We start from the raw sequence: 16,859 nt of genomic DNA, 5'->3' as shown, positions 1-16,859 counted from the left end.
CCCAGACAGGCTCTCTTTATTTATAAGGTGTCACCACTGAGGCAACAAGAATCCGCTATAGCAAAAAGCGGGTGATGGGAATCGAACCCACGCTACCAGCTTGGAAGGCTGGAGTTCTACCATTGAACTACACCCGCAAATCAGTATCGGGATGACACGATTTGAACATGCGACCCCCTGGTCCCAAACCAGGTGCTCTACCAAGCTGAGCTACATCCCGACATTATACATTTTTTAAGAAATGGCGCGCCCTGAGAGATTCGAACTCCCGGCCTTTTGATTCGTAGTCAAACGCTCTATCCAGCTGAGCTAAGGGCGCATATTAAATTCCATAATGAGCAGTTAAGGCGCCACCCAGATTTGAACTGGGGATGAAGCTTTTGCAGAGCTTTGCCTTACCACTTGGCTATGGCGCCGTATGGATAATGGAGCGGACGACGGGAATCGAACCCGCGACCCTCGCCTTGGCAAGGCGATGCTCTACCGCTGAGCCACGTCCGCAAAATATGGTGCGGTCGAGAGGACTCGAACCTCCACGGGGGGTTAGCCCACACGGACCTGAACCGTGCGCGTCTGCCAATTCCGCCACGACCGCAAAATAATTTATAAATGGTGAGCCATGAAGGACTCGAACCTTCGACACCCTGATTAAAAGTCAGGTGCTCTACCAACTGAGCTAATGGCTCTTAATGGCTGGGGATATAGGATTTGAACCTATGCATGACGGAGTCAAAGTCCGTTGCCTTACCGCTTGGCTAATCCCCATTAAATTAAGAATCAAAGGGCGGCCGATGGGGCTTGAACCCACGAATGCCGGAGTCACAGTCCGGTGCGTTAACCACTTCGCCACGACCGCCATATGATTATAAAACTGGTGGAGGATGATGGATTCGAACCACCGAACCCGTAAGGGAGCAGATTTACAGTCTGATGCGTTTGGCCACTTCGCTAATCCTCCAAAAATGGTGCCGGCGAGAGGACTTGAACCCCCAACCTACTGATTACAAGTCAGTTGCTCTACCAATTGAGCTACACCGGCACATTACCAATTCCCACTTGAAAGGTGGCTCGGGACGGAATCGAACCGCCGACACGAGGATTTTCAGTCCTCTGCTCTACCGACTGAGCTACCGAGCCATATTTAATTTTATAACTATACCATATAGTTCGTACTATATGCATTTAAATGGCGGAACTGACGGGATTCGAACCCGCGATCTCCTGCGTGACAGGCAGGCATGTTAGGCCTCTACACCACAGTTCCAGAGGCATTTCCAATAGGAAATTAATTGCGGGGGCAGGATTTGAACCTACGACCTTCGGGTTATGAGCCCGACGAGCTACCGAACTGCTCCACCCCGCGATATAAAATATGGTGGAGGCTGAGGGGATCGAACCCCCGACCCTCTGCTTGTAAGGCAGATGCTCTCCCAGCTGAGCTAAGCCTCCATATTATGACCCGTAGGGGATTCGAACCCCTGTTACCTCCGTGAAAGGGAGGTGTCTTAACCCCTTGACCAACGGGCCTTACAAAATGAATTCTGATTTAATAAATTTATGGCGGAGAGAGAGGGATTCGAACCCTCGCACCACTTTCGCAGTCTAACCCCTTAGCAGAGGGTCCCCTTATAGCCACTTGGGTATCTCTCCGAGTAGCGGCAGAGGGGATCGAACCCCCGACCTCACGGGTATGAACCGTACGCTCTAGCCAGCTGAGCTACGCCGCCACCTTATATATAAAATTCAGAAGTATTAAAAATATGGCTCCCCGAACAGGACTCGAACCTGTGACAACTCGATTAACAGTCGAGTGCTCTACCAACTGAGCTATCAGGGAATATTGGTGGAGCCAAGGGGGATCGAACCCCTGACCTCCTGCGTGCAAGGCAGGCGCTCTCCCAGCTGAGCTATAGCCCCATACTTTTAGTCAATCTAGAAATGGTGGGCCTTAGTGGACTCGAACCACCGACCTCACCCTTATCAGGGGTGCGCTCTAACCAGCTGAGCTAAAGGCCCTAATTTATAATTTTATCATCCTTTAAAGGACTTTGCTTGGCGGCGTCCTACTCTCCCAGGACCCTGCGGTCCAAGTACCATCGGCGCTGGAGGGCTTAACGGTCGTGTTCGGGATGGGTACGTGTGGAACCCCTCCGCTATCGCCACCAAACATGAATTTGCCTCGCAAATTCTAACTTCAAGGTTACACCCTGAAAACTGGATCCGAAACTTCCTTGCGTCTTATCTTAGGATAAGCCCTCGACCGATTAGTATTGGTCAGCTCCATGCATTACTGCACTTCCACCCCCAACCTATCTACCTCGTCGTCTTCAAGGGGTCTTACGTATTGGGAAATCTCATCTTGAGGGGGGCTTCACGCTTAGATGCTTTCAGCGCTTATCCCTTCCGTACATAGCTACCCAGCGGTGCTCCTGGCGGAACAACTGGTACACCAGCGGTACGTCCATCCCGGTCCTCTCGTACTAAGGACAGCTCCTCTCAAATTTCCTACGCCCACGACAGATAGGGACCGAACTGTCTCACGACGTTCTGAACCCAGCTCGCGTACCGCTTTAATGGGCGAACAGCCCAACCCTTGGGACCTACTTCAGCCCCAGGATGCGATGAGCCGACATCGAGGTGCCAAACCTCCCCGTCGATGTGGACTCTTGGGGGAGATAAGCCTGTTATCCCCAGGGTAGCTTTTATCCGTTGAGCGATGGCCCTTCCATGCGGTACCACCGGATCACTAAGCCCGACTTTCGTCCCTGCTCGACTTGTAGGTCTCGCAGTCAAGCTCCCTTCTGCCTTTGCACTCTTCGAATGATTTCCAACCATTCTGAGGGAACCTTGGGGCGCCTCCGTTACTCTTTAGGAGGCGACCGCCCCAGTCAAACTGCCCACCTGACACTGTCCTCGCACCGGATCACGGTACCAAGTTAGAACCTAGATACGATCAGGGTGGTATCCCAAGGATGCCTCCCTTCAAGCTGGCGCTCAAAGTTCTACGGCTCCCACCTATCCTGTACAGATCGTACCCAAATTCAATATCAAGCTGCAGTAAAGCTCCATGGGGTCTTTCCGTCTTGTCGCGGGTAACCTGCATCTTCACAGGTATTAAAATTTCACCGGATCTCTCGTTGAGACAGCGCCCAAGTCGTTACGCCATTCGTGCGGGTCAGAATTTACCTGACAAGGAATTTCGCTACCTTAGGACCGTTATAGTTACGGCCGCCGTTTACTGGGGCTTCGGTTCATAGCTTCGCTCCGAAGAGCTTACCACTCCCCTTAACCTTCCAGCACCGGGCAGGCGTCAGCCCGTATACTTCGCCTTGCGGCTTCGCACAGACCTGTGTTTTTGCTAAACAGTCGCTTGGGCCTTTTCACTGCGGCCCCCTCGGGCTATTCACCCTACCGAGGCACCCCTTCTCCCGAAGTTACGGGGTCATTTTGCCGAGTTCCTTAACGAGAGTTCTTCCGCGCGCCTTAGAATTCTCTTCTCGCCTACCTGTGTCGGTTTGCGGTACGGGCACCTTCTCCTGGCTAGAGGCTTTTCTTGGCAGTCTGAGATCATGACCTTCGCTACTATAATTTTCGCTCCCCATCACAGCCCAGCCTTAACGATGTGCGGATTTGCCTACACATCAGCCTCACTGCTTAGACGGACATCCATCAGTCCGCGTCACTACCCTACTGCGTCACCCCATTGCTCATCACGGATTACGGTGGTACAGGAATTTCGACCTGTTGTCCTTCGACTACGCCTATCGGCCTCGCCTTAGGTCCCGACTTACCCTGAGCGGACGAACCTTCCTCAGGAACCCTTAGGCTTTCGGCGGATCTGATTCTCACAGATCTTTTCGTTACTCATACCGGCATTCTCACTTGAATGCAGTCCAGCGCTCCTTCCGGTACACCTTCAACCCGCATTCAACGCTCCCCTACCCCTGATGCAAAGCATCAAGCCATAGCTTCGGTGGTGTGTTTAGCCCCGTTACATTTTCGGCGCAGAGTCACTCGACCAGTGAGCTATTACGCACTCTTTCAATGGTGGCTGCTTCTAAGCCAACATCCTGGTTGTCTGTGCAACTCCACATCCTTTCCCACTTAACACACACTTGGGGACCTTAGCTGATGGTCTGGGCTGTTTCCCTTTCGACAATGGATCTTAGCACTCACTGTCTGACTCCCGGAACTAAATCTATGGCATTCGGAGTTTGACTGAGCTTGGTAACCCTTGCGGGCCCCGCACCCAATCAGTGCTCTACCTCCACGATTCTTCTTTCCGAGGCTAGCCCTAAAGCTATTTCGGGGAGAACCAGCTATCTCCGGGTTCGATTGGAATTTCTCCGCTACCCCCACCTCATCCCCGCATTTTTCAACATGCGTGGGTTCGGGCCTCCAGTGCGTGTTACCGCACCTTCACCCTGGACAGGGGTAGATCACCCGGTTTCGGGTCTACGTCCACGTACTCAGTCGCCCTATTCAGACTCGCTTTCGCTGCGGCTTCAGCTCTTCACCTTAACCTTGCACGGGAACGTAACTCGCCGGTTCATTCTACAAAAGGCACGCCATCACCCATAGATCGGGCTCTGACTTCTTGTAAGCACACGGTTTCAGGATCTATTTCACTCCCCTTCCGGGGTGCTTTTCACCTTTCCCTCACGGTACTGCTTCACTATCGGTCGCCAGGGAGTATTTAGCCTTGGCAGATGGTCCTGCCGGATTCATACGGGGTTTCACGTGCCCCGCACTACTCGGGATCCGTCTCGGAGGGAACAGGTTTTGAATTACAGGGCTTTTACCTTCTCTGGCGGGCCTTTCCAGACCTCTTCATCTAACCGGTTCCTTTGTAACTCCATGTGAGACGTCCCACAACCCCAAGGAGCAAGCTCCTTGGTTTGGGCTAATCCGCGTTCGCTCGCCGCTACTGACGGAATCACTATTGTTTTCTCTTCCTCAGGGTACTTAGATGTTTCAGTTCCCCTGGTCTGCCTCTCACTCACCTATGAATTCAGTGAGTAGTGACTGTCGATGAAGACAGCCGGGTTTCCCCATTCGGACATCCCCGGATCAAAGCTTGCTTACAGCTCCCCGAGGCCTTATCGTTGTTCGCCACGTCCTTCGTCGGCTCCTGGCGCCTAGGCATCCTCCGTGTGCTCTTTGTAGCTTAACCTAGTATCTACATTGTAAATACGATATGCTACCTTTATTTCACTTGTTTACACAAGATCAGCTTAAAGGAATATTCTAAAACGCAATTTCGTTTCGGTATCCAGTTTTCAAGGTGCAATTCGAGAGTTTGAACCCTCAAAACTGAGCAACGAGTGAGTAAGTTTGAAGCTTATGCTTCATATTTGAATGTTTCCATTGCAGGAAACGATTCTCCATAGAAAGGAGGTGATCCAGCCGCACCTTCCGATACGGCTACCTTGTTACGACTTCACCCCAATCATCTACCCCACCTTCGGCGGCTGGCTCCTTGCGGTTACCTCACCGACTTCGGGTGTTGTAAACTCTCGTGGTGTGACGGGCGGTGTGTACAAGACCCGGGAACGTATTCACCGCGGCATGCTGATCCGCGATTACTAGCAATTCCGACTTCATGTAGGCGAGTTGCAGCCTACAATCCGAACTGAGACCGGCTTTTCTAGGATTGGCTCCACCTCGCGGCTTCGCTTCCCGTTGTACCGGCCATTGTAGTACGTGTGTAGCCCAGGTCATAAGGGGCATGATGATTTGACGTCATCCCCACCTTCCTCCGGTTTGTCACCGGCAGTCTGCTTAGAGTGCCCAGCTTGACCTGCTGGCAACTAAGCATAAGGGTTGCGCTCGTTGCGGGACTTAACCCAACATCTCACGACACGAGCTGACGACAACCATGCACCACCTGTCTCCTCTGTCCCGAAGGAAAGGTCTATCTCTAGACCGGTCAGAGGGATGTCAAGACCTGGTAAGGTTCTTCGCGTTGCTTCGAATTAAACCACATACTCCACTGCTTGTGCGGGTCCCCGTCAATTCCTTTGAGTTTCAGTCTTGCGACCGTACTCCCCAGGCGGAATGCTTAATGTGTTAACTTCGGCACCAAGGGTATCGAAACCCCTAACACCTAGCATTCATCGTTTACGGCGTGGACTACCAGGGTATCTAATCCTGTTTGCTCCCCACGCTTTCGCGCCTCAGCGTCAGTTACAGCCCAGAGAGTCGCCTTCGCCACTGGTGTTCCTCCACATCTCTACGCATTTCACCGCTACACGTGGAATTCCACTCTCCTCTTCTGCACTCAAGCTCTCCAGTTTCCAGTGCGACCCGAAGTTGAGCCTCGGGATTAAACACCAGACTTAAAGAGCCGCCTGCGCGCGCTTTACGCCCAATAATTCCGGACAACGCTTGCCCCCTACGTATTACCGCGGCTGCTGGCACGTAGTTAGCCGGGGCTTTCTTCTCAGGTACCGTCACTCTTGTAGCAGTTACTCTACAAGACGTTCTTCCCTGGCAACAGAGCTTTACGATCCGAAAACCTTCATCACTCACGCGGCGTTGCTCCGTCAGGCTTTCGCCCATTGCGGAAGATTCCCTACTGCTGCCTCCCGTAGGAGTCTGGGCCGTGTCTCAGTCCCAGTGTGGCCGATCACCCTCTCAGGTCGGCTACGCATCGTCGCCTTGGTAGGCCTTTACCCCACCAACTAGCTAATGCGCCGCAGGCCCATCCACAAGTGACAGATTGCTCCGTCTTTCCTCCTTCTCCCATGCAGGAAAAGGATGTATCGGGTATTAGCTACCGTTTCCGGTAGTTATCCCTGTCTTGTGGGCAGGTTGCCTACGTGTTACTCACCCGTCCGCCGCTAGGTTATGTAGAAGCAAGCTTCTACATAACCCCGCTCGACTTGCATGTATTAGGCACGCCGCCAGCGTTCGTCCTGAGCCAGGATCAAACTCTCCATTAAAGACCAACCGAAGTTGGTTTATCGAAAGAGCGATTAGCTCATTTTGAAACTGACGAGATAAAATATCTCATTGTTTGATTTTGCGAACAAAATCATTTACTCACTCGTTGTTCAGTTTTCAAAGATCAAATTCTTTTTCGCTGCGTTTTTCAGCAGCTATAAGATCATATCATATTCGTTTCAAAAATGCAAGGGTTATTTTTCTCTTCTTTTCGAAGATTGTTTCGCCCTAGTTATTCTTTTTCGAAACGGCTGTTTTGTTGTCAGCTCAAATAATATATCATATACCTAAGCAACTTAGCAAGTATTTTTTTATTATTTTTATTTTTTGAATACATCTACTCATTTTCTGCTCCGATAAATCAGTCAAGGGGCTAATGCCCCTTCATTAACTGGTCACTCCTTCTGGTTCGAACACCTCTACTGGCCAATGCAGCTCCACACCTTGACGAAGGAGAACATTTTGAAAACGTCCAAGATGTTCTTCTGATCGGCTCACTTCAATAGGATATACTCCGTTGGAGACACAGTAAGCCGCCAAGCTTCCCGATGACTCTCCTATATTCCATTCTGTAGGATGTAGCCGATAGCAACCATTGGCTATTTGAGTCATCCCTATATTTTTGCATGCAGGAAGCAAATTACGTACTCTCACAGGAATCAGTGAACCCAATGGAATTTCATAAGGATAGTTAGGGATGTAAAAGGTTCGCTGAGATACCGTAGTCGGATGAAGATCTAAATGATAGCTGCCCACACCTACACTGTCTGAATACCGTTTGGGTCCCTCCTTCCCCCGAAGCTCACGACTTACATCAAACTCCGAAATCGTATACTTGGCCTTAATCCGGCGCGACTCGCGAATATAAGCCGTTTTAGCCAGACCGTCAGAAGTGCCAAGAAAATCACCCCGTGGTCGAATTCCTGGATAGCCGAAACCTCCATCTAATCGGGGAGCCTCAGTTTGAAGCCAATATATTAATGAACGAGTCAACTCACGCGCTCCTTCTCGATGCCTTGCCTGCTCCTGAGCGGTGACACCAATCAATGGTCCCAGGTAATAATCATTTTGAGCCCAGTTTAAAAGAGTAACCTCACCATCGTTTAGCGGTTCGCTCCATATGGAAGGATCTACGATACGACGATAATCCCATAAGGATACAATACCCTGATCGTTAGGGAATAATGTGAACTGTTTTAGCTTACTGGTATCATCTGCATCTGTTGCAAACCAGCTCAAAATCGGAAAACGGGAAAAGGACGGGATATAATTCCTCCAGAAATCGTATTGTTGCGGTCGCTCTATAATGAAGCTTTCCTGAGGAATGTAGTCTACAGCAGCCACATGCGTGATAGATTGCATATCAAGAGGATTAGCATACTCCAGTGCATGAGGCTCCCCCGTTGCAGCTCGGGACTCCGCTCCACTCGTATGCTCCACACCCGCCATGGGAAGGAGATCACCACACTCTGTGGCATCCAGATAAAACGTTCCATGCAGCACTCTGAGGCCACTCTTATGATCAGGATTATACGAGGTGCGGACGGTAACAGAAGTGATAGAATCTCCATCTGTCTGAGCAGCAATAGGCACGGTGTGATAATATACACGAACACGTCCCGTATTTAAATAAGGAGCAAGCATATCCTCAAGCACCTGTAGAGCTACCCGTGGTTCATGAGCCAGACGACTTACCCAGCCGTTCCCAGGATTAAGAATCGGATCATTGTAGGCTTCTTCAGTTAATGGATAGTTCTGACGGTAGTAGTCGCGTACACGATTGCGGAACTCACGATACGTTGCTGTGCAACCAAACTGTTCGATCCAGCGGTGCTCATCCGGAGGAACAGCCTGTGAAGTTAATTGCCCTCCCAGCCAGTCCGTCTCCTCTGTCATGATCACTCTCATACCAGCTTTCGCCGCTGCAAGGGCTGCCGATGTCCCACCCAGACCTCCGCCAATCACAACAATATCGGCATCAAGCCGTTTTTGCGTCATGGTTCGTTCCCCTTTCATTTTCACTAAGATTCCGTCATCTCAAAAGCAAGCCTGGCAGCGCCAATGAATCCAGCGCGGTTTCCTAACATTGCCCGACTTACTTCTGTTTGAACTCCCAGTCGGTCCAGATGCTTTTCCAGCAAGGGCCACCAGACATCTCCCGCGTCCGCTACTCCTCCCCCAACAATGATCAACTCAGGATCAAGAGTCACCGATATATTAGCCAGAAGAACAGCTAAATCTGCTGTGTAGTCATCTAGCGCCTGAATTGTCTTCAGGTTGCCGTGAGCGGCCTCTTCCACAATCTCGTTCCCAGAACAATACAGTTTTCCGGTGCATTCACTACCTCGACGTAACAGGGCGCTACCTGATACGTATTGCTCAGCACATCCCTTTTTCCCGCAATTGCAGGGGTGACCTCCAGGAAACAAAATACTGTGCCCCCAATCGCCGCCGCTCCAATGAGCACCTCTACACAAGAGGCCATTTTCCATATACGCGCCTCCGACCCCTGTTCCCAAGGTGAGCATGGCTAGGCGCTGCTTACCCTTCCCGGCCCCCTGCCAAGCTTCTCCAAGTAACGCAGCGTTCGCATCATTATCAGCAACCGCACGTAAAGCAAGCTTTTCTCTAGCCCACCTCACCAAGGATGTACCCTGCCAGCCAGGTAGGTTATCTGTAGCGTACACAACTTCACCGCTCTCCACATTCACTCTGCCAGCAGTAGCAATACCTAAAGCGCCTATACCTACAGGGGTACTCACACTGGTATCCCCAAAAGAACACATCAGTCCGAATACAGAATCAGATACACGCGACAACACCCAGTCACGCCCACGGGAGGCATCTGTATCCATTCGAATTTCATCAAGTACAGATCCATCCCGTGCCACTATGGCGGCCTTTACAGAAGTCCCTCCAATGTCGATCCCAATGACTTTGTTCAATGCAACTGCCACCACCATATCCTCCTTGTTCCCCCACATAAAAGCTTACGAGCTCTTAGCACAAACCTTCTATAGATAGAAAAACATGATGAACTGTCGGAGCGTGCCGTATTCCAATCCACAATCGCAGAATTTCAATAACTTCGTTCAATCACCGCTCTCGCTGTTTTTTCCTTCATTTGTTTGGTGTGACTCGTGTGCTTGCGAGCAAGTCCTTCACAGATGAGGTCAATCACGAATAGCTGTGAGATTTTGGCGCCGATTGAACCGCCTTCTATCGGAGCTTCCTTCCCTGCGGTCAGTAAAACAATATCTGCAATGGAGGTAATAGGTGATTTTGCATAATTCGTAATTGCGATAACTGTTGCACCGTTCTGCTTGGCCTTGTGCAGCATGTCATTCGTATCCAGCGTACTTCCTGATACACTGATACCAATAGCGACATCACCAGGACTCATGGACACCGCCATCATCGACTGAATATGTCCGTCTGCCACAGCCTCGGCGCGCCGCCCAATCCGCAAGAAGCGGTTTTTAGCATCCTGCGCGGAAATGCCCGATGCACCTACCCCGAAAAATTGAACATAACCCGCTTGATCGAGACACGCTATCGCACGACTAAGCTCCGAACGATCCAAGAGCCCCATACTGGAATGCAATATATCGAGCATATTGTGATACACCGTGCGGGTAATATCATGTTCGTTATCTGGGTCGATGTTCTCCTCGCTCATATCGGTTTTGCGATAAGTCTGGTTTTGCGCCAACGACAGTCGGAAATCCTGATACCCCTTAAAACCAATTTTCCGGCAAAAACGCATAACAGTCGTTTCGCCTGTACCTGCAAAGTCAGCCAGCTCCGTCACGGAGAAATATATGATGTCAGCGGGGCACTCCAGTACGCACAAAGCGACCTTTTGCTCCGATTTCGTTAATGAAGGATAATACGTGTTAATTCGGTCGTTCATCTCCATAGATGCATTTCACTGCCTTCCTTGCGGCATCGGCAAACCGCTGCGTAATCAATTGGGGTCTAGTAATCGCCGAGCCTACAACCACTGCATGTGCACCCAGCCGAAACGCTTCCTCTACTTGTGCCGGATCATGGATTCTGCCCTCTGCAATGACAGGAACAGGAACCAGCTCTGATGCTCTCCGAACCAATTCCAGATCCGGACCCTCTATCTGAGTAGAATATGGCGTATAACCGGATAACGTCGTGGATACGCAGCCTATACCAAGGGAAGCCGCATGAAGTGCTTCCTCTAGTGTCGATATATCCGCCATGGAAGCGACTCCGTGCTCATGGGCGTAATCTATGAGGTGTTTCAACTTACACCCAGCTGGGCGCGGTCTCAATGTGGCATCCAGCGCAATGATATCCGCACCTGCCTCCACCAGTTCCTCCATTTCACGGAGGGTAGGCGTAATGTAAATATCAGAATCATTATAATCCCGTTTAATCAAACCAATGACTGGTAGAGGGATCGCCTGTTTAATCGCACGTACATCCGATGCACCATTGGCACGAATCGCTACAGCTCCACCCTCCTGTGCAGCACGCGCCATTTTGACCATAGAATCTGCTCCATGCAACGGTTCGCCTGGTAGCGCCTGACAGGAAACGATCAGTCCATGCCGAACCTTGGATAATACACCTTCCATTCCCATAGGAATCACTCCCTCCCCTCTGCATAATGCCGTACAGTCAATCCAACTTCAAAGGTACGGTTCCACGGCATGTAGCAATCTGTAATTTCCACGCGACCTTCCGGCCCGTTTACATATTCATCGAGTGCCTGCTCCAGCCGTCCGCGAATGACTGCAGCTACCGACCCTCTAGAGCCATCGAGCATAAACTTGTTAAAACCCATCTGCTCCACAATTCCATTATTCATAGCTGTACGTACCACGGCGCAATAACAGGCATCCTCAGCGTAGCGTAGCCCCAGAAAATCCAGGTGTTCCTCCGTAGGACCATAGCGGACATAAAGCATAGACTGAGCAATGACAGTACCGAGCGTGTTAGAACTAGTATTCCAGCCTGCATAGCCTGCCAGCTTAAATAGCAATCCCTTTTGCCTCAATAGTCTAAGTAGCTTGAGATCGGCGCCGTTGGCGTAGGCTACATCCGCAATTGCAATATTTTTATTGGTATGATGCTGCATATGAGCACCGTACTCAACCAGCTCTACCAGATTCCGATGTACATCATATCCGGCCATCGCATGCTGCTGGGATGAAGCTTCTGCCATCGTGTCGCCGGGCGTGTTCGCCAGCAAAATCAAATCAGCCTCCGCTGCTGAGGAAGCAATCAGCCCACCTGCCGCTATAATCTGATACTTTAACGTCTCGTAAAAATAACGATCCTCAAAAAGCGGGACTACAAATGCTCCCTGCAAAGCAGACAATCGAGGATACACCAGTGGAACTACATGATTCGTCTGATTCACCCAACGAGCTAGCAACGTACAACCCACTTCGTCTGCCCCCGGGTACATATATACTTTCAAATCTAACCCAAGCTCGGAAATACGACTCCTTAGCCGCTGTTGATCCTTGGCGGTATAGCCGTAGGGAGCCGAATCATCCTGTGGGATGATCATAAAATCAATCACGCCTTCTGCTACCAGTTCCAGTGCTACTTGATTGGCTTCCAAATTCACACGGCGACGCCCTAGATAATCATCCAAAATCTCTATAGGCAAACGCTCATCGATGTCCGCTAATTCCAGCAACTCTTCTGCGGTAGCGATCGCTAGCTCCTGACGATGCTCAATGAAACCCTTTCTGAATATCTCACGGCCCCAATCAGCATAGTAGTCTGGTTCCTCATCAGCTAAAGAGTACTGCGGACAACGCATAATCAATTGAAATGCATACAGAGTCAGTTGCGGGTATAGTTGCTTTAACCTGCGAAGACGATTAGCCCTGTTCCTGACCTGCTCACTTGACATTCCGTGTAGCCGAGAGGGTACGATCCCCCCGTACAGCAGCGTATCCATCGCAATAATAGCTCCATCAGCACTCGCCGCACGTTCTTCGAGCCATGCCCATAGTCTGGTCGTATCGCCAGGGGTTTTCTTTTGTCCCATCCATTCCAATGGAGGGCGCTCCATTTCAAGGTCTGTGCCCTGTGCCAGTAAGTAAGGAAATTGATAATTACAGGGCCGCTCATCAAGCGGCACAAAAAGTAATCGAGTATTTGGCTTCACCATACGCTCCACCTCTCCTGAAAATCACCGTTATCCTAACGGCAAATGGTAATTTTCAAGGCAGCTATGCTGCCTTGTCTCTTAACCATCACAAATTCTCACAAGATCAGTCGATGTTTGCCTTGTTCATCCTGATCGACATAGCCCCACTGCACGGCGGCACGGATCGCCGGATTGCTCCCCAGCCGAGCCTCCGCTTCCAGGCAAGCCGTAATACTGCGTCGTAGTTCGTCCACGACCTCGTCCGTCAGAGGCGGCGGCTCTTGTCCGTCAGTTGCTTCGCTCTGCATGAGATTTCCTAGCGACTGCACATCGTTCTGGCGCTCGCTACCGAGCGCAGCTTGGCGCAGCACTTGCCACAGGCTCACGTCCAACTTGGCACGTTCCAGCCAAGGCGCAGCCTGTGCCACGAAGCCTGCCGCCGGATCATCGGCAGATATATTCTGTAGGACGCTCACGACGTAAAGCAGCCGCTCGAAGTATATATCCAGCGCAGGGATATCGCGCATTTGCAAAGCAAGGTCCACATCCTCATACGTGCTGCCGCCCAGTCGGCTGTTCTTGTTTTGGCGACAGAAAAACATCAGTTCATCTGTATGCTCCCCCACCAACTCCCGCACAGCCCATTCCCAGGACAGCTCTGGCATATACCGCTCACTGTTCCACATATAGTGGGACATCGTAATGAGCGTCACTTTGGAGCACTCCCACTGGTTCATCGGGTTGGCTACCATGCCGGTATGTCCGCAATCTGGAAGACCGGAATACCGTCCGCGCAGTGGATCGAGGAATAACCGATCATGGTCACAATCATTCACCGGAACGTTATCCCACAACCACAGATCATGCCTATAGAACGCATGATTATCGGCAGCATGCTGGCGACTAATCTGTGGAGCAAAAACAAAGTATCCCGTCCAGAACACCTTAATCTCCGGATGCAATCGCTCCCGGAAATCCTTTTTGTATTCGGTATCCCAATAGGACCAATATTCCGAAGGACAGACTGTCAGCGTAAATTCAGGCAGCCGTTCAGCCAACCATGTATGAACCTTATTCGTCAAAAAGACATGGGCGTGGCCCGAGCGGCCCAGCAAATGTCGATTTTCTCCTTTAAGGACATAATCAATGTCATCCATTAATATAGAAAAATGGCGCACGCCAATCGCCATCATGGCCGCCAGCTTTTCCGTTAATTTGAGGAAATCTTCATCGCTGCCAAAACTCAGGTCATTCCCTGGACTGATACAATAATGAAAATCAACCTCGTGCCGTTCACAGGCTTCCTTTAATTCGCGGATCTGGGCAAACGTCTCCTCAGGGTACGGTTCCCTCCATAGCTCACGATGATATGGATCGTCCTTGGGAGCGTACATGAACGTGTTCATCCGATGCGCAGCCATAAAATGGACGGCATCCAACCGATCCGCGAAACTCCACGGTTTTCCGTAGAAGCCTTCAATGATTCCTCTGACCGGAAAGGAAGGCTCATCTCGAATAGATATCACCGGTAGCGTACATCGTTCCTGTTCTACTTGAAGCAGGAGATGCAGGGCATCCATGCCGTACTTGAGCCCTCTTTTATTGGACGCATGGATTTCAATTCTACCTTCCTTCTGAATGTCCAAACGATATCCATCTGCAGTAAGCGTTCTGTCATACTCAAGTACCAACTGCACGCTTCCCCTTGTTTCAGTCGGAACACCGGGTCCCGGAGGTGCAATGAGCCTGATCGGTCCCTCGGGATCCAGTGCACCTTCATATTCCTGGTTCATTGCGAAGCGCGAGGACAGTTCACAGATCAGGTTCGGTTCAGAGATAACCAGTTTGTCCCCACTGTCATACACATCACGAAAATAATATTGAATCTCCTGCGGTGTTAGCCCTACACCCGAATTAGGCCGCATTCCTCTGGACAGTTCCATCGCAATCGTCTCCTTCCATTTACGGACTCTCCGTAGCCGAGACTTCTTAATTATCCTTTTACCGCTCCCGCCAAGCCTTCCATATAATAGCGCTGTGTGAACAGGAACAATATAATGATCGGCAATACCGAAATCATTGTGCCTGCAGCAATCCAGCCAAAATTATAAGCAAACTGACCATTGAGATACGTAAGTGCAGCTGCCAGCGGGTATAGCTCCGTATCGTTCAGAATAACGATAGGCCACAGGAAGCTGTTCCAGAACGACATGGCCTCCAACAGAGAAATCACAGCAAGCGCCGGTTTGACCAGCGGAAGCACCAACTGCCACCAGATTCGAAACTCCGAAGCGCCGTCCATTTTACCCGAATCACGCACGTCGGCGGGGATATGAATAAACGTCTGCCGCATTAGAAAAATGTTGAACACAGAGACTGCCCCAGGCAACACTACACCCATATATGTATTGCCCAGGTGAAGTCCTTGAATGGTCAGATAATGCACAATAAATGCCGTATAAGAAGGAATAATCATTGTAGCAATCAGCAACGTAAACACCACATTTTTACCCTTAAAACGAAATACAGCCAGGGGATATCCCGTCAAACTGGCCAGTATCACATTGAGCACAACGCCCAATACCGTAATGATGACTGTATTCAGCATATATTTAGGAAAATCCATGAACTGCCACACCTGAACATAGTTGTCGAAATCAATAAAGGTCGGGAAGATCGCAGGCGGCGTTGAGAAAATATTACGGCCTGGCATGAGGGATACACTAAGCAGCCATAGAAACGGTCCCATTAAAAAGAGGGCTAGCAGCACTAAAAGCAAATACATTATCGTCATTCTGAGCACTCGACCAAGACTACGCATGATGCGACTGCTCTCCTTTTTAGGAAGAGACGAGTGTAGCATTTTATCATTCTGTAGATTCATCAATAGGGATTGACACCGCCTTTCCTATTGAATCGGAATACGATAATACTAAGTACTGCAATCATTGCACCGACAATTAAGCCAAGTGCCGAAGCGTACCCAAAATTAAACTGCTCCATCCCCTTTTGAAAAATATACAAGCTGGATGTCAACGTGGCCGTTCCCGGTCCACCCTTGGTTAACACATATACCTCATCAAAAACACGAATAGCTGCCATAAGCGATATGAGGGTACAGAATAAAACGTAAGGTTTTAGCAGCGGAAGCGTAATATGAATAATCAAACGCCATCGACTTGCTCCGTCCACCCTAGCGGCTTCGTATAGATCATGAGGAATGTTTTGTAATCCTGCCAGATAGAGCATCATATAATACCCGAGTCCCTTCCACATCGTGATGAACATCAGTACATACAAGGCTAAATTACTGTCCGATAGCCAGTGTATGTCTTTGCTTATCAAACCTGCTTGTATAAGCAAATAGTTCACTACGCTGTTATTGCCCAACAGCCAACTCCAAATTAAGGCCACAGCTACCATCGAAGTCACAACAGGGATGTAGTAGGTCGTACGAAATATTTTAATTCCAGGGATACGGCTGTTCACCAGCACAGCCATCAGGATAGAGAAAAGTTGAAGAAAGGGGACAATGAGCACGTATAACAATGAATTCCAAATCGAAATAAGAAAGTTACGGTCCTTAAACGCTGCTTCAAAATTATCCAAGCCGACAAAATGGGTATCTGATATGACAGAGTAGTCCGTCAATGCCAGCGGAATGCTGTAAATAATAGGCCAAAATACAAAGACGGCAAGCAATAACAGTCCCGGCGTCATAAAGGCCCAGGCCGTAAAGGACTCCGACCTCAACCATTTGATCATGCTGCAT

At 50.1% G+C, this 16,859-nt stretch carries 8 protein-coding genes, 21 tRNA genes and 3 rRNA genes; all 32 read right to left on the bottom strand.

Annotated features, from left to right (window positions below):
• Positions 1-66: 66 nt before the first annotated feature.
• Positions 67-137, bottom strand: a tRNA-Gly gene (locus PPM_RS02045).
• A 9-nt stretch (positions 138-146) separates the two neighbouring features.
• Positions 147-220 (bottom strand) — tRNA-Pro (locus tag PPM_RS02040).
• Between the two features lie 22 nt (positions 221-242).
• Positions 243-319 (bottom strand) — tRNA-Arg (locus PPM_RS02035).
• 26 nt (positions 320-345) lie between these two features.
• Positions 346-416 (bottom strand) — tRNA-Cys (locus PPM_RS02030).
• A 10-nt stretch (positions 417-426) separates the two neighbouring features.
• Positions 427-501: transfer RNA gene (locus tag PPM_RS02025), tRNA-Gly, on the bottom strand.
• A gap of 6 nt (positions 502-507) precedes the next feature.
• Positions 508-595 (bottom strand) — tRNA-Leu (locus PPM_RS02020).
• 15 nt (positions 596-610) lie between these two features.
• Positions 611-686, bottom strand: a tRNA-Lys gene (locus tag PPM_RS02015).
• A 4-nt stretch (positions 687-690) separates the two neighbouring features.
• Positions 691-765 (bottom strand) — tRNA-Gln (locus PPM_RS02010).
• Positions 766-783: 18 nt separating this feature from the next.
• A tRNA-His gene (locus PPM_RS02005) sits at positions 784-856 on the bottom strand.
• 16 nt (positions 857-872) lie between these two features.
• Positions 873-958, bottom strand: a tRNA-Tyr gene (locus tag PPM_RS02000).
• Positions 959-963: 5 nt separating this feature from the next.
• Positions 964-1,039, bottom strand: a tRNA-Thr gene (locus tag PPM_RS01995).
• A gap of 25 nt (positions 1,040-1,064) precedes the next feature.
• A tRNA-Phe gene (locus PPM_RS01990) sits at positions 1,065-1,137 on the bottom strand.
• Positions 1,138-1,187: 50 nt separating this feature from the next.
• A tRNA-Asp gene (locus PPM_RS01985) sits at positions 1,188-1,264 on the bottom strand.
• 25 nt (positions 1,265-1,289) lie between these two features.
• Positions 1,290-1,363 (bottom strand) — tRNA-Met (locus PPM_RS01980).
• Positions 1,364-1,373: 10 nt separating this feature from the next.
• Positions 1,374-1,449 (bottom strand) — tRNA-Val (locus tag PPM_RS01975).
• 6 nt (positions 1,450-1,455) lie between these two features.
• Positions 1,456-1,527: transfer RNA gene (locus tag PPM_RS01970), tRNA-Glu, on the bottom strand.
• 31 nt (positions 1,528-1,558) lie between these two features.
• A tRNA-Ser gene (locus tag PPM_RS01965) sits at positions 1,559-1,650 on the bottom strand.
• 3 nt (positions 1,651-1,653) lie between these two features.
• Positions 1,654-1,727, bottom strand: a tRNA-Met gene (locus PPM_RS01960).
• 34 nt (positions 1,728-1,761) lie between these two features.
• Positions 1,762-1,837 (bottom strand) — tRNA-Asn (locus tag PPM_RS01955).
• Between the two features lie 4 nt (positions 1,838-1,841).
• A tRNA-Ala gene (locus tag PPM_RS01950) sits at positions 1,842-1,917 on the bottom strand.
• 22 nt (positions 1,918-1,939) lie between these two features.
• Positions 1,940-2,016, bottom strand: a tRNA-Ile gene (locus PPM_RS01945).
• Between the two features lie 34 nt (positions 2,017-2,050).
• Positions 2,051-2,167 (bottom strand): 5S ribosomal RNA (rrf, locus tag PPM_RS01940).
• A gap of 77 nt (positions 2,168-2,244) precedes the next feature.
• Positions 2,245-5,173: ribosomal RNA gene (locus tag PPM_RS01935) — 23S ribosomal RNA — on the bottom strand.
• 217 nt (positions 5,174-5,390) lie between these two features.
• Positions 5,391-6,944 (bottom strand): 16S ribosomal RNA (locus tag PPM_RS01930).
• Together the 16S, 23S and 5S rRNA genes with 21 tRNA genes alongside form the textbook arrangement of a ribosomal RNA operon.
• A 388-nt stretch (positions 6,945-7,332) precedes the next feature.
• Positions 7,333-8,943, bottom strand: a complete 1,611-nt coding sequence (locus PPM_RS01925; protein ID WP_013369021.1) for an FAD-dependent oxidoreductase — start codon at positions 8,941-8,943, stop codon at positions 7,333-7,335.
• A 23-nt stretch (positions 8,944-8,966) separates the two neighbouring features.
• Positions 8,967-9,908 (bottom strand): ROK family protein, encoded by a 942-nt coding sequence (locus PPM_RS01920; RefSeq protein ID WP_014599409.1) that lies wholly within the window; start codon positions 9,906-9,908, stop codon positions 8,967-8,969.
• A 116-nt stretch (positions 9,909-10,024) separates the two neighbouring features.
• Positions 10,025-10,864, bottom strand: a complete 840-nt coding sequence (locus PPM_RS01915; protein WP_013369019.1) for a MurR/RpiR family transcriptional regulator — start codon at positions 10,862-10,864, stop codon at positions 10,025-10,027.
• On the bottom strand, positions 10,842-11,561 hold the full coding sequence (locus PPM_RS01910; protein ID WP_013369018.1) for an N-acetylmannosamine-6-phosphate 2-epimerase: 720 nt from the start codon (positions 11,559-11,561) through the stop codon (positions 10,842-10,844). The genes PPM_RS01915 and PPM_RS01910 overlap by 23 nt, the downstream gene beginning before the upstream one ends.
• A gap of 5 nt (positions 11,562-11,566) precedes the next feature.
• Entirely contained in the window at positions 11,567-13,108 is a 1,542-nt protein-coding gene (locus PPM_RS01905; protein ID WP_013369017.1) for a DUF4127 family protein, read from the bottom strand.
• A gap of 95 nt (positions 13,109-13,203) precedes the next feature.
• Positions 13,204-15,030 (bottom strand): protein O-GlcNAcase, encoded by a 1,827-nt coding sequence (locus PPM_RS01900; protein ID WP_013369016.1) that lies wholly within the window; start codon positions 15,028-15,030, stop codon positions 13,204-13,206.
• Between the two features lie 50 nt (positions 15,031-15,080).
• On the bottom strand, positions 15,081-15,971 hold the full coding sequence (locus PPM_RS01895) for a carbohydrate ABC transporter permease (RefSeq protein ID WP_025674445.1): 891 nt from the start codon (positions 15,969-15,971) through the stop codon (positions 15,081-15,083).
• Complete coding sequence (locus PPM_RS01890) at positions 15,971-16,852, bottom strand: carbohydrate ABC transporter permease (protein WP_013369014.1); 882 nt, start codon at positions 16,850-16,852, stop codon at positions 15,971-15,973. The genes PPM_RS01895 and PPM_RS01890 overlap by 1 nt, the downstream gene beginning before the upstream one ends.
• Positions 16,853-16,859: the final 7 nt, after the last annotated feature.

This window comes from Paenibacillus polymyxa M1, assembly GCF_000237325.1.
Classification (GTDB): domain Bacteria; phylum Bacillota; class Bacilli; order Paenibacillales; family Paenibacillaceae; genus Paenibacillus; species Paenibacillus polymyxa_C.
Note: the sequence above shows the minus strand (reverse complement) of the source record. Positions and strands in the feature narration are given on the sequence as shown.

Excerpts from the sequence above, each read along its gene's own strand:
- PPM_RS01920 (WP_014599409.1), bottom strand. The coding sequence starts at position 9,908 with ATGGTGGTGGCAGTTGCATTGAACAAAGTCATTGGGATCGACATTGGA.
- PPM_RS01895 (WP_025674445.1), bottom strand. The coding sequence starts at position 15,971 with ATGAATCTACAGAATGATAAAATGCTACACTCGTCTCTTCCTAAAAAG.
- PPM_RS01890 (WP_013369014.1), bottom strand. The coding sequence starts at position 16,852 with ATGATCAAATGGTTGAGGTCGGAGTCCTTTACGGCCTGGGCCTTTATG.
- PPM_RS01925 (WP_013369021.1), bottom strand. The coding sequence starts at position 8,943 with ATGACGCAAAAACGGCTTGATGCCGATATTGTTGTGATTGGCGGAGGT.
- PPM_RS01905 (WP_013369017.1), bottom strand. The coding sequence starts at position 13,108 with ATGGTGAAGCCAAATACTCGATTACTTTTTGTGCCGCTTGATGAGCGG.
- PPM_RS01915 (WP_013369019.1), bottom strand. The coding sequence starts at position 10,864 with ATGGAGATGAACGACCGAATTAACACGTATTATCCTTCATTAACGAAA.
- PPM_RS01910 (WP_013369018.1), bottom strand. The coding sequence starts at position 11,561 with ATGGGAATGGAAGGTGTATTATCCAAGGTTCGGCATGGACTGATCGTT.
- PPM_RS01900 (WP_013369016.1), bottom strand. The coding sequence starts at position 15,030 with ATGGAACTGTCCAGAGGAATGCGGCCTAATTCGGGTGTAGGGCTAACA.